Origin of the sequence: Methylobacterium sp. 77 (genome assembly GCF_000372825.1) — a bacterium.
Lineage (GTDB): Bacteria > Pseudomonadota > Alphaproteobacteria > Rhizobiales > Beijerinckiaceae > Methylobacterium.
Genome location: NZ_KB910516.1, coordinates 1976549 through 1989745, shown reverse-complemented (window position 1 = coordinate 1989745; position 13197 = coordinate 1976549). Strand labels below are relative to the sequence as shown.

General features: G+C 68.6%; 9 protein-coding genes. 7 read left to right on the top strand and 2 right to left on the bottom strand.

Annotated features, from left to right (window positions below):
• Positions 1 to 61: 61 nt before the first annotated feature.
• On the top strand, positions 62 to 3520 hold the full coding sequence (locus A3OK_RS0109430; protein WP_019904622.1) for an AsmA-like C-terminal region-containing protein: 3459 nt from the start codon (positions 62 to 64) through the stop codon (positions 3518 to 3520).
• A gap of 87 nt (positions 3521 to 3607) precedes the next feature.
• On the opposite strand, the gene tyrS is transcribed toward A3OK_RS0109430, so the two are convergent.
• Complete coding sequence (tyrS, locus tag A3OK_RS0109425) at positions 3608 to 4897, bottom strand: tyrosine--tRNA ligase (protein WP_019904621.1); 1290 nt, start codon at positions 4895 to 4897, stop codon at positions 3608 to 3610.
• Positions 4898 to 5018: 121 nt separating this feature from the next.
• Here tyrS and A3OK_RS0109420 point away from each other — a divergent pair, with 121 nt between their 5' ends.
• Genes A3OK_RS0109420 through ribB form a run of 3 tightly spaced genes read left to right on the top strand, consistent with a single transcriptional unit; the run spans position 5019 to position 8433 of the window.
• On the top strand, positions 5019 to 6158 hold the full coding sequence (locus tag A3OK_RS0109420) for an anhydro-N-acetylmuramic acid kinase (protein ID WP_019904620.1): 1140 nt from the start codon (positions 5019 to 5021) through the stop codon (positions 6156 to 6158).
• A 47-nt stretch (positions 6159 to 6205) separates the two neighbouring features.
• Positions 6206 to 7309: a chorismate synthase gene (aroC, locus tag A3OK_RS0109415; protein WP_019904619.1), complete on the top strand. Its 1104-nt coding sequence runs from the start codon at positions 6206 to 6208 to the stop codon at positions 7307 to 7309.
• A 47-nt stretch (positions 7310 to 7356) separates the two neighbouring features.
• Positions 7357 to 8433, top strand: coding sequence for a 3,4-dihydroxy-2-butanone-4-phosphate synthase (gene ribB / locus A3OK_RS0109410; protein ID WP_019904618.1), 1077 nt, complete (start codon positions 7357 to 7359; stop codon positions 8431 to 8433).
• Between the two features lie 7 nt (positions 8434 to 8440).
• Here ribB and A3OK_RS0109405 read toward each other — a convergent pair whose 3' ends face one another.
• A complete protein-coding gene (locus A3OK_RS0109405; RefSeq protein ID WP_026597081.1) occupies positions 8441 to 9370 on the bottom strand; it encodes a histone deacetylase family protein in 930 nt (309 codons plus the stop codon).
• Between the two features lie 190 nt (positions 9371 to 9560).
• Here A3OK_RS0109405 and A3OK_RS0109400 point away from each other — a divergent pair, with 190 nt between their 5' ends.
• The 3 genes from A3OK_RS0109400 (at position 9561) to A3OK_RS0109390 (ending at position 13185) form a co-directional block, all read left to right on the top strand.
• Complete coding sequence (locus tag A3OK_RS0109400; protein ID WP_019904616.1) at positions 9561 to 10262, top strand: L,D-transpeptidase; 702 nt, start codon at positions 9561 to 9563, stop codon at positions 10260 to 10262.
• A gap of 206 nt (positions 10263 to 10468) precedes the next feature.
• A complete protein-coding gene (locus A3OK_RS0109395) occupies positions 10469 to 10921 on the top strand; it encodes a hypothetical protein (RefSeq protein WP_019904615.1) in 453 nt (150 codons plus the stop codon).
• Between the two features lie 260 nt (positions 10922 to 11181).
• Positions 11182 to 13185, top strand: a complete 2004-nt coding sequence (locus tag A3OK_RS0109390) for an acetyl/propionyl/methylcrotonyl-CoA carboxylase subunit alpha (protein ID WP_026597080.1) — start codon at positions 11182 to 11184, stop codon at positions 13183 to 13185.
• The last annotated feature ends 12 nt before the right edge of the window (positions 13186 to 13197 follow it).

Genomic DNA, 13197 nt, shown 5'->3' with positions numbered 1-13197 from the left:
AATCCACGGACATCCGCTCGATAGCGCGCGCGGCCCGTCCGATCCAGCGGCTCAAGGATCGATGAATCAGGACACGGCCACAGGTTTGCGACGGGGCGGGTCGCCCCGGCGGCGGCGGCCCCTGCTATGGCTTTCGCTCGTCCTGATCGCCGGGCTGGTGATCGGCATGTCCGGCCTGGTCTGGCGTCTCACCAACGGTCCCTTGCGCATCGATGGCATGTCCGAGCGCGTGGCCCTGGCCATCGCCGGAAGCATCGGGCCGGGCTGGAAGGTGGACCTGCGCGACAGCACCGTCGAGCTCGATGCCGAGAACTCCCTGGCGCTTCAGGTCGCCGGGCTCGACATCCGCAACCCGGAGGGCGCCCTCGTCCTGCGCGCGCCGATGGCGGTGGTGAGCCTCGACAGCTGGGGCCTGCTGCACCTCTCGGTTCAGCCGAGAGCCATCGAATTCCGCGACCTGCAGATGACCGCGCTCGTCCACCGCGACGGGTCGATCGCCTTCGCCGGCTCCGATCCGAGCCGCGCCGCCGCGGAGCCGCATACCCTGCCCAGCGTCGATTCCACCCGGGGAACCACGTCGCCGATCTCGGCCGCCGTCGCCTCGATCTTCGGCATCGTGCTCGATCCCGCCGGTGTGGTCGGAGCCCTCGACCGGGCACGGATCACCAATGGCCGCCTGACCCTGATCGACGACGATGCCCGCCAGCGCGGCGTGTTCGAGCACGTGAACGGCCTGTTCCGCCGCGATCCGGTGCGGGATTCGCGCGTCTTCGAACTGCGCATCGACGGCCCCCACGGCGAATGGCGCTTCGGCGGCGACCTGCACGAGGGCGGCAACGGGAAGCGCAACGGCGTCATCACCCTCGACGACCTGCCGGTGACCGACCTGCTGCTTCTCTCGGGCCAGTCGAAACTGCCAATCGAGACCGACCTGAAAGTCTCGGCCAGGACCGAGGTCGCCCTCGATAATGGCCGCGTCGAGACGTTGACCGCGACGGTGAAGACTAGCGACGGCAATTTCCTGATCGAGGAGAAGGACTTCAACCCGGTCACCATCGAGAGCCTGACCGCCTCGGTCAGCTGGGACGAGGCGAGGCGGGTCCTGAACCTCGACAGGATCGATTATCTGGGAGCCGGTAACGCCGTGCATCTCGCCGGTGTCTGGACCGCGAGTCCGGTGGGCGGGCCGACGGCCTGGACCCTGGCGCTCGCGGGCAAGGACGCGATCCTGCGGGGCGCCGCCAGGTCGGACAAGCCGGTGAAGCTCGACTCCCTCTCGGCTCACGTGACCGGACGCGACGGCGGCATGTCCATCGATGACTTCACCGTCGCCGGCGCCGGGGGAGCGACCGGCCGTCTCACCGGCACGGTGGACACCACGGCGGATGAGGGCGGCCTGACCCTGCACATCACCGCCGCCCATACCGACGGGCGCATGGCCCTGCGCCTGTGGCCGGAGCATGTCGCCCCTCCGGCCCGCGAGTATCTCGTGGACAATCTCCAGGGCGGCATCGCGGACAAGGTCGACATCGTCGTGGACATGAGCGGCAGCGAACTCGCCGCCGCCACGCGGGGCGAGCCGATGCCGGACGGCGCCGTCCATATCGACTTCTCCGTCTCCGACGCGACGCTGGCGGTGACCGCCGACGCTCCGCCCCTGACACGCGGGCGCGTGGCGGGAACCATCACCGGCCTGACGACGAGCATCCGCGGCGTGACCGCCGATATCAGGCTGCCCGACGACCGGGCGCTCTTCATCACGGACGGGTCGTTCGTGATTCCGAAGATCACGCCGGAGAACGTCGTCGCCCAGATCGGGCTGAAGCTCGGGGGCGGGGCGGATGCCCTCGTCGCACTGATGCAGACCAAGATGTTCAAGAGCCTGACGGGGGTCGATATCGACCCGGCCACGGTCAAGGGCAACACGGACCTGCGCATCGATTTCCCGCTCAACCTCAAGCGCATCCCAGAACTGCCCGACCTGCCCGTGAGCCTCACCGGAACCCTGAGCGACGTCGCCGTCGACAAGGCCTTCGGCAAGGAGAGGCTGGAAGGCGGCCGCTTCGCCGTCGCCTATGAGCGCGGCGGCTTCACCCTCAAGGGCGACGGGAGAGTGCTCGGCTCGCCGCTCACCGTGGAATTGCGCCAGCCGAAGGCCGGTGCGCCGGGCGAGGTCAACGCGACGCTGCTCCTCGACGAGGCCCTGCGCGCGCGGAAAGGCCTGCCGGTGGCGCCTCAGCTCGCCGGGCCGATCCCGCTGAAGATCAACCTCGCCATCGGCAAGGGCAGCCCGGCCCGCGCACCCATCCGGGTGGAGGCGGATCTCGGCCGCGCCTCCATCGACGGGCTGATCCCCGGTTTCGTCAAGGCGGCCGGCAAGCCGGGCCGCGTCGGCTTCGTCATGACCGAGGTCAATGCCAGCGGGGCCATGGACCTGCGCGACATCGTCCTCGATGCCGGCAGCGCCAGCGCGCGCGGCACGGCCGCGATCAACGGCGACGGACAATTCGACCGGGCCGACCTCTCGAGCTTCAAGCTCTCGCCCGGCGACGACATGCGCATCCAGATCGATCGCAGCGGCAGCCTCTACAAGGTCGGGGTGAAGGGCGCCGTGGCCGATGCGCGGCCGTTCCTGAAATCGCTCGGAGGACCGGACGGCAAGCCCGCCAAGGAGAGCGGCCGCGATCAGGCGAAGGAAGTCGAGGCCGACATCAACCTCGGGATCATCACCGGGTTCAACGGCGAGGCCCTGACGGGTGCCAGTGCGAAACTGTCGATGAAGGGCAAGGACATCCGCTCGGGACGCCTGCAGGGCCGCTTCAACGGCGCCGGGTTCTCCGCCGTGGTGACGCGTTCGAGCCGCGGAGACCCCGCGATCAACATCGAAACCACCGATGCCGGGGCGACCCTGCGCTTCGCCGACATCTACAAGCGGATGTATGGCGGGAAGCTGCTCCTCGGCAGCAATCTCGGCGACGGGCCGCAGACCGGCGTGGTCCAGATCCGGGACTTCGTGCTGCGCAGCGAGCCGGCCCTGTCCAGCATCATGGCGCAGGGACCGGCGACCAGCGAAGTCGTCGATGCCAAGGGCCGCAAGCAGGTCATCCAGAATGCCGGCAACGACGTGAGCTTCGACCGGCTGCGGGCGAACTTCACCCGCATCGGCAGCCGCGTCGACTTCAGCGACGCCGCGATCTCCAACGCCGCCATGGGCTTCACCATGAGCGGCTACCTCGACACGGCCAAGGAACGCGCCGACATCAACGGCACCTTCGTCCCGCTCTACGGCCTGAACAACGTCGTCTCCCACGTGCCGCTGTTCGGCCAGCTTCTCGGCGGCGGCAACAACGAGGGTCTGTTCGCGCTGAACTTCCGGGTCTCGGGCCGCCTGTCGAAGCCCGACGTGAGCGTGAACCCGCTCTCCGTCCTGGCGCCGGGCATCCTGCGCCGGCTGTTCAGCGCCGGCGGCGGCAATGAAGGCCTCCTCGGCGCGGCGCCGGCCGGCGAGACCGAACGCTGAAGCCGGTCATGGCCCCGCCCCCAATAGCGGGAAGGGGGAGGGACTGAGGCGCCGTTCGGGAGCCCTGAAGGGAAGTCCTCCGGGACCTCACTCCACGCGCAGGAGCACGTGCTTCTTGCGGCCGAAGGAGAGCTTGATCACGCCGTCCTGCGTCAGGTCGCTCGCCGTCAGCACCGCCTTCTCGTCGGTGATCTGGACGTCGTTGACGCGCAGGCCGCCGCTCTTGATCTGGCGCCGGGCCTCGCTGGTGGAGGGAACGAGCTTGGCGTGGTCGGGGCCGAAGGCCGAGAGCACGCCGAGGCCGGCCTCCAGGAGACCGCGCGCGACGGTGACGCTCGGGAGGTCCTGCGCCACGGCGCCCTCGACGAAGGTCTTGCGGGCGGTCTCGGAGGCGGCGTCGGCCGCCTCGCGTCCGTGCATCAGGGCGGTCGCCTCGGTGGCGAGCACCTTCTTGGCCTCGTTGATCTCGGCGCCCTGAAGTGCCTGCAGCCGGGCGATCTCGTCCATCGGCAGCAGCGTGAACAGCTTGAGGAAGCGAGCGACGTCGGCATCCTCGGTGTTGCGCCAGAACTGCCAGTAATCGTACGGGCTGAGCATGCCCGCATCGAGCCAGACCGCGCCGGCCGCCGTCTTGCCCATCTTGGCGCCCGAGGCCGTGGTGAGCAGCGGGCAGGTGAGCCCGTAAAGCTGCGGCGTGCCCATACGGCGGCCGAGATCGATGCCGTTGACGATGTTGCCCCACTGGTCCGACCCGCCCATCTGCAGGATGCAGCCGTAGCGGCGGTTGAGCTCCACGAAGTCGTAAGATTGCAGGATCATGTAGTTGAATTCGAGGAACGACAGTTCCTGGTCGCGCTCCAGCCGCATCCGCACGCTGTCCATCGACATCATGCGGTTGACCGAGAAGTGGCGTCCGATGTCGCGCAGCATCTCGATGTAGTTGAGCTTCGTCAGCCACTCGGCATTGTCGACCATGGTCGCGGCATTGCCGCCGGTGCCGAAGGTGAGGAAGCGCGAGAACGTCTTCTGGATGCCGGCCTTGTTCTCCTCGATCTGCTCCAGCGTGAGGATCTTGCGCGATTCGTCGCGTCCCGACGGGTCGCCGACGCGGGTCGTGCCGCCGCCCATGAGGGTGATCGGCGTGCCGCCCGTGGCCTGGAGCCAGTGCAGCATCATGATCGACAGCAGGTGGCCCACATGCAGCGAGGCCGCCGTGCAATCGTAGCCGACATAGGTCGTCAGCCGCCCTTCGAGGGCGGCGGCGTCGATCCCGGCGAGATCCGAGCCCTGGTGGACGTAGCCGCGCTCGGACAGGATCCGCAGGAAGTCGGATCTGGGCGCGAAGGGTTCGGCGGGATTGGGCGTGGCGGAGGACATGCGGGGTTCCGAATTCGACGGGTCGCGGCACGGGACAGGAGAAACGCCCGCGTGATAGCAGCACGTGCAATGAAGGGCGGCTCTTAGCAGGGCTCACCGCGGAAGGCACGGGGCAGACGGCATGACGATGATGCGGGCGATCGGCCTGATGAGCGGCACCTCCCTCGACGGCGTCGACGTGGCCCTGATCGAGACCGACGGCGAGGACGTGAAGGTCGTGCGGAGCCATAACGGCTATCTCGAGCCGCTCGGCCCCACCGGCTATCGCGGCTATACCGACGAGGATCGCGAACTGCTCCGCCGCGCGCTGTCCGATTCGGAGGCCGTCGTCGCGCGCGAGGACCGGCCCGGCTGCCTGCCGGAGGCGGAGGCCTTCGTCACCGCCGCCCATGCCGAGGCGGTGGAAGCCTTCCTCGCCGCCAACGGCCTCTCCGCGACCGATATCGACGTGATCGGCTTCCACGGCCAGACCGTGGTCCACCGGCCCGACCAGCGCATGAGCGTCCAGATCGGCGACGGGGCCGCGCTGAGCCGCCGTCTCGGCATCCCGGTCGTGTCGGACCTGCGCCACGCCGACATCGCCGCCGGCGGTCAGGGCGCGCCGCTGGTGCCGGTCTTCCACAAGGCGCTGGCCAAGGCCGCCGGATTCGAGGGAGCCCTCGGCATCCTCAATATCGGCGGGGTCGCCAACGCCACGCTCATCGCCTCGAACGGCGACGTCATCGCCTTCGATACCGGCCCCGGCAATGCGCTCATCGACGATTGGATGCGCGAGCGCACCGGCCGTCCGCTGGACGATGGCGGGCGCACGGCGGCGAGGGGACGGCCGGACGAACCGTTGCTCGCCTGGCTCCTGACCCATCCGTTCTTCTTCCGCCGGCCGCCGAAATCCCTCGACCGCAACTGGTTCTCGCACAAGCTGGCGGGACAGCTCTCCACCGAGGACGGCGCGGCGACGCTCACCGCCTTCACCGCGCGCTCGGTCGCCCGCGCCCTCGACCACGCGCCCGAGATACCGACCCGCTGGATCGTGGCCGGCGGCGGCGCGCGCAACGGCGAGCTGGTGCGGCTGCTGAACTATCACCTGCGCGCCGAGATCACGACGGCGGATGCCATCGGCTGGTCCTCGGCCTATCTCGAAGCCCAGGCCTTCGCGCATCTCGCCGTGCGCTCGATGAAGGGCCTGCCGATCACCTTCCCGAGCACCACCGGGGTGCGCGAGGCGATGACCGGCGGGGTGCTGGCACGGCCCGGCGCATGAGCCCGGCGCTGGCACTCCGCCCAAACCCGCGCTAGAGCGTCCTCGCCATGTCTCACAACACCTTCGGCCACCTCTTCCGCGTGACCACCTTCGGCGAGAGCCACGGGGTGGCGCTCGGCTGCGTCGTCGACGGGTGCCCGCCGGGGATTGCCATCGAGGCGGCCGACATCCAGGCCGAGCTCGACCGGCGCAAGCCCGGCCAGTCGCGCTTCACCACCCAGCGCCGCGAGCCGGATCAGGTCCGCATCCTGTCGGGGGTGTTTTCCGACGACCGCACCGGCGGCGTCCAGCTCACCACCGGCACGCCGATCGCCCTCGAGATCGAGAATACCGACCAGCGCTCGAAGGATTATTCCGAGATCCGCGACAGCTATCGGCCGGGCCATGCCGATTACGCCTACGATGCCAAATACGGCATCCGTGATTATCGCGGGGGAGGGCGCTCCTCCGCCCGCGAGACGGCGGCGCGGGTCGCCGCCGGCGCCATCGCGCGCCGCGTCCTCCCGGCCGGGATCGTCATCCGGGCCGCCCTGGTGCAGATGGGGCCGCATGCCGTCGACCGGTCGCGATGGGATTGGGACGAGGTCGGCCGCAACCCGTTCTTCTGCCCCGACGCGGAGACGGCCAAATTCTACGAGGGCTATCTCGACGGCATCCGCAAGGACGGCTCGTCGGTGGGCGCGGTGATCGAGGTGGTGGCCGAGGGCGTGCCGCCGGGCCTCGGCGCGCCGATCTACGGCAAGCTCGACGCGGATCTGGCCGCCGCGATGATGTCGATCAACGCGGTCAAGGGCGTCGAGATCGGGGACGGCTTTGCGGCGGCCTCCCTGCGCGGCGAGGAGAATGCCGACGAAATGCGCTCGGGCAATGCCGGCGCGCCGACCTTCCTCGCCAACCATGCCGGCGGCGTCCTCGGCGGCATCTCCACCGGCCAGCCGCTGATCTGCCGTTTCGCGGTGAAACCGACCTCCTCCATCCTGACGCCGCGCATGAGCGTGACGAACGACAACCGCGACGTCGATCTCGTCACCAAGGGGCGTCACGACCCCTGCGTCGGCATCCGGGCCGTCCCCGTCGCCGAGGCGATGATGGCGTGCGTGCTCGCCGATCACTATCTGCGTCATCGGGGGCAGGTCGGGACGCGGGGGTGACCCGGCGCGCCGCAGCCCATCCGTCCAGAGATTCCAAGAGACATCCCGTGCCCCACACCCACGTCACGCAGGCCATCGAGGCCTATGCCCGCGGCGAGATCGTCGTCGTCACCGATGACGACGACCGCGAGAACGAGGGCGACCTCGTCGTCGCGGCTTCGCTCTGCACGCCGGAGAAGATGGCCTTCATCGTCCGCAACACCTGCGGCATCGTCTGCGCGCCGCTGACGCGCGCCGAGGCGCGGCGCCTGCGGCTCGACCCGATGGTCGCCTCCAACGACGCGCCGCTCGGCACCGCCTTCACCGTCACGGTGGACGTGAAACACGGGCTGACCACCGGCATCTCGGCCGAGCAGCGCTGCAACACCGTGCGGGCGCTCGCCAACGGCAATATGGGCGAAACGGATTTCGTCCGTCCGGGCCACGTCTTCCCGCTCATCGCCAAGGATGGCGGCGTGCTCATGCGGTCCGGCCATACGGAAGCGGCGGTCGACCTGTGCAAGCTCGCCGGATTGCCGCCCGTGGGCGTGATCTGCGAACTCGCCAACGACGACGGCACGGTGATGAAGGGGCCGCAGATCACGGCCTTCTCGGAGCTGCACAACCTCAGGCGCGTCTCGGTGGCCGACCTCATCGCCTACCGCCAGGCGCGCGAGAAGCTGGTGGAACGGGTCGGCACTTTTCCGGTGAAGTCGGAATTCGGCGACCTCACCGGCTTCGCCTACACGACCCCGTTCGAGACGGTGCAGCAATTCGCCTTCGTCCAGGGCCAGATCGGCGACGGCCGCGACGTGCTGGTGCGCCTGCACCGGTCCAACGTGGTGGCGGACGTGATCGGCGGCGGCAAGCAGATCGACTGCGTCCTGCGCCGCTTCGCCAAGGAGGGCCGCGGCGTCCTGGTCTATCTGCGTGACGGAACGGCCGGCGTGCCGCTCTCCTCTTATGCGGAGGAGGGGGCTGAAGCCCAGCGCGTGCGGCAATGGCGCGAAGTCGGTCTCGGCGCCCAGATCCTGCGCGACCTCGGCATCGTCTCGATCCGCAACCTCGCGACCTCGTCCCGCTCCTATGTCGGCCTGTCCGGCTTCGGCATCGACCTGTTGGGCGACGAGCCGCTGGAAGGGTGAGCGAAGCTCACCGCCCCATCAGCGCATCCACATGGGCCGTCACCGACCGGGTGAGGCCGTCGAGGCTGTAGCCGCCTTCCAGCACCGAGACGATCCGGCCGCCTGCATGCCGGTCGGCGATCTCCATCAGCTTGCGGGTGGCCCAGCCGAAATCGCTTTCGTCGAGCTGGACGCTGGCCAGCGGATCGAGGCGGTGGGCGTCGAAGCCGGCAGAGATCACGATGAGGTCGGGCTCGAAGGCGGCAAGTCGCGACAGCACTCCCTTCTCGAACTTCTCGCGGAAGATCGCGCCGTCGTCGCCGGCGCGAAGCGGCACGTTGACGATGGTATCGTGGGTGCCGCGCTCGCCCACCGCTCCGGTGCCGGGAAACAGCGGCATCTCGTGGGTCGAGGCGTACATGACCGCCTTGTCGTCCCAGAAGATGTCCTGCGAGCCGTTGCCGTGATGGACGTCCCAATCCACCAGCGCGACGCGGCCGGCCCCGTGGCGTTCCCGCGCGTGGCGCACGGCGATGGCGGCGCTGTTGAACAGGCAGAAGCCCATCGCCTGCATGCGCTCGGCATGATGGCCCGGCGGCCGCATCGCCACGAAGGCGTTCGCGCAGGCGCCGCCCATCACCTCGTCCACGGCGTGGACGGCCCCGCCGACGCCGCGCAGCGCCGCCTCGAGGGTGCCAGGCGACATCAGCGTGTCCGAATCGATCTGGACGTAGCCCGACCGGGGCGACGCCGCGATGATCGCCTCCACGTAGGGAACGGGATGGGCGAGGGCGATGGTCGCCGTCTCCGCGCGGGGAGCCGATTCGCGCAGCAGGCCGGAGAACCGCTCCTTTTCCAGGGCGGCATCGACGGCGCGTATCCGGTCCGCCCGCTCCGGGTGCCCTTCCGGCATCTCATGATCCAGAGCGGAGGGGTGGCTCACGTAAAGGGTCGTCACGTCATCCCTCCGAACAGTCTCTGGCCGGCCTACTCGGCTAAACTGTGCTTTGAGCACAACATACGGTGCAAATGCGCCACGGTTACAGGGCCGAGAGATTACGCATCGGCAAGTCTGCGGGTTAGATGGCGCAATAGTCCATCAACCACATTCTTCGATGCCTTCCGGCGTCGAGACAGGCTCTCTTCTCATGTCGTCCGCGCCCTGGTCGTTCCTCCCGTCCCGTGACATCGACCTGCGCCGCTCGCTCGGAGCCGCGACGATCCTGTCCGCCTTGTCCCTCGGCGCCTGCAACACGCAGACGGCGAACGCTCCGCTGGCCCCGCCGATCGCGCACACCGCGCTGACGCAGCCCGGTGCCCTGGCTCAGCCGGGCGCCCTGACCGGGGAAGCCCGCGACAAGGAATGGCTGAAACAGGCGCCCCAGGCCACGATCGATCCGGCGATCGCTCGGACGACCGTCGACTACAAGACGAACGAGCCGGCCGGCACGGTCATCGTCGTGACGAAGGAGCGCCGGCTCTACTACGTGATGCCGGACGGCAAGGCGATGCGCTACCCCGTGGCCGTCGGCCATGCCGGCATGGCCTGGGCGGGCACCGCGAATGTCGACCGCAAGGGCGAGTGGCCGGATTGGAACCCGCCGCCGGAGATGATCGCCCGCCGGCCGGAACTGCCCAAGCGTCTCGAGGGCGGCCCCACCAGCCCGATCGGCGCCCGCGCGCTCTACCTCGCCGAGGGCAAGAAGGACACGCTGTTCCGCATCCACGGCACCAACGAGCCGGAGAAGATCGGCCAGGCCGTGTCCTCTGGCTGCATCCGCATGCTCAATGCCGACGTGGTCGATCTCTACGAGCGCGTGCCGATCGGCGCGAAGGTCGTGGTGCGCTGAGAGCGACGAGGAGAAGCCGGCTCCGCTGCCATCGCGGCGGGGCCGTTCGGCAAAGATACGATTGCGAAAGGCTCATTCGTGAGCAGGCTTTAACCTGAACGTTGATTCAGATTTGGCCGTTAACTCCTTGAACGGTTGCCTCCTGCATAGTCATCGACATGCAGAAACACAGACCGGCGCAAATAAAGCCGGGGAGGCATCAACCAATGATCAACCGTTCGCTTCAGCTCTTCTGTAACCGTGTCGTCGCCGCCGGCCGCATCACCGCCGCCGACGTCCAGATCCTCGGCCGCGACGTGCTCCCGGACGGCATCTCGCATGCCGACGAAGCCGACATGCTCATTGCCCTCGACCGGGCCGTGCCGCAGAGCGACGTGTCCTATGCCGATCTGGTCAGCGCCGCCGTCGTGAACTTCGCCGTCTGGGGCGAGCGCCCCACCGGCTATGTCGATGTCGAGATCGCCCGCTGGCTCGTCGGCTCCCTGCGCAGCGATGCCGGCCCGACCCCGCTCGCCGCCCGCATCGCCTTCGAGATCGTGCGCGAAGCCGAGACGAGCCACGAGATCCTCGTCGCCTTCGCCATCGGCTGCGCCCACCGCCGCCACCGGGCCGAGGACGTCGCCATCGTCGTCGAAGGCGATCTCCGCGACGCGGCCTGAGACAACACGACCGGCCGGGACGGCATCGCGCCGCCGCATCGCCCCTGCGATGCCACGGCGAGAAGAAGCCGGAACAGGCCGTTGATCCGCCTCTGACGCGCTCTGCGTTCGGTCAGATGTCGAAAATAATGGTATGCCAGACGAAGAGAACGATCCTCCGGTCGTCCAGCTTTGCGAAGCCGCGCAACTGCTTTAACGGGAACGAGCTTGAGCGCGCCGACGCTCGTGACCTTTCCTGATTGACCAGAGTGCCCGGACCGATGTTCGAGAAAATCCTGATTGCGAACCGCGGCGAGATTGCGTGCCGCATCATCAAGACCGCTCGCAGGATGGGCATCAAGACGGTCGCCGTCTATTCCGATGCCGACCGGGACGCCGTGCACGTGGCGATGGCCGACGAGGCCGTGCATATCGGGCCCGCCCCGGCCGCCCAATCCTACCTGATCATCGACAAGATCATCGAGGCCTGCAAGCAGACGGGCGCCCAGGCGGTTCATCCGGGCTACGGCTTCCTCTCCGAGCGCGAGGCGTTCCCGCGCGCGCTGGCCGAGGCCGGCATCGTCTTCATCGGCCCGAACCCCGGCGCCATCGCGGCGATGGGCGACAAGATCGAGTCGAAGAAGGCGGCCTCCGCCGCCAACGTCTCCACCGTGCCGGGCTTCCTCGGCGTCATCGAGAGCCCCGAACACGCCGTCACCATCGCGGACGAGATCGGCTATCCGGTGATGATCAAGGCCTCCGCCGGCGGCGGCGGCAAGGGCATGCGCATCGCCCATTCCTCCGACGAGGTCGCCGAGGGCTTCGCCCGCGCCAAGTCCGAGGCCGCCTCGTCCTTCGGCGACGACCGCGTGTTCGTGGAGAAGTTCATCACCGACCCGCGCCACATCGAGATCCAGGTGATCGGCGACAAGCACGGCAACGTGATCTATCTCGGCGAGCGCGAATGCTCGATCCAGCGCCGCAACCAGAAGGTCATCGAGGAGGCGCCGTCGCCGCTTCTCGACGAGGCGACGCGCAAGAAGATGGGCGAGCAGGCCGTGGCCCTGGCTAAGGCCGTGGCCTACGATTCGGCCGGCACGGTCGAGTTCGTCGCCGGCCAGGACAAGTCCTTCTACTTCCTCGAAATGAACACCCGTCTGCAGGTCGAGCATCCGGTCACCGAGATGATCACCGGCCTCGACCTCGTCGAAATGATGATCCGCTCCGCCTATGGCGAGCCGCTTCCCCTCGGCCAGGACGAGGTCAAGCTCAACGGCTGGGCCGTCGAGAGCCGCGTCTACGCCGAGGACCCGACCCGCAACTTCCTGCCCTCGATCGGCCGTCTGACCACCTACCTGCCGCCGGAAGAAGGCCCGTTCGGCAACGCCATCGTGCGCAACGATACCGGCGTGGAGGAAGGCGGCGAGATCGCGATCCACTACGATCCGATGATCGCCAAGCTCGTCACCTGGGCGCCCACACGCGCCGAGGCCATCGAATCGCAGGGCGAGGCGCTCGACGCCTTCGCCATCGACGGCATCCGCCACAACATCCCGTTCCTGGCGGCCCTGATGGCGCATCCGCGCTGGCGCTCGGGCAATATCTCCACCGGCTTCATCGCCGAGGAATTTCCCGAGGGCTTCGTCGCCCCCGAGCCCAAGGGCGAGATCGCCCAGCGCATGGCCGCCGCGGCCGCCGCCATCGACCACAAGCTCAATACCCGCAAGCGCGGCATCTCGGGCCAGATGCGCGATCCGGCCCTGCTCCATTTCGAGCGCGACCGCATCGTGATCCTGGCCGGCCAGTCCTATCCGGTCACGGTGGACGATCTGGGCGAGCAGATCGTCGTCACCGCCGAGGACGGCAAGACCTGGACGGTGGAGAGCGACTGGCGTCCGGGCGAGCCGGTCTGGTCGGGCGAGATCGACGGCACCCGCGTCGCCATCCAGGTGCGCGGCCTCCTCAACGGCGTGGCGCTCCAGCATGGCGGTGCCGCGGCCGAAGCGCGGGTCTTCACCCGGCGCGAGGCCGAACTCGCCGCCCTGATGCCGATCAAGGAGAATGCCGGTTCCGGCAAGCAGGTGCTCTGCCCGATGCCCGGCCTCGTGAAGGCGATCCTGGTCAAGGAAGGCCAGGAGGTGAAGAACGGCGAGCCGCTCGCCATCGTCGAGGCGATGAAGATGGAGAACGTCCTGCGCGCCGAGCGCGACGCCACGATCTCCAAGATCGCGGCGAAGGAAGGCGACAGCCTCGCCGTCGACGCCGTCATCATCGAATTCGCCTGAGGGCGTAGTTCG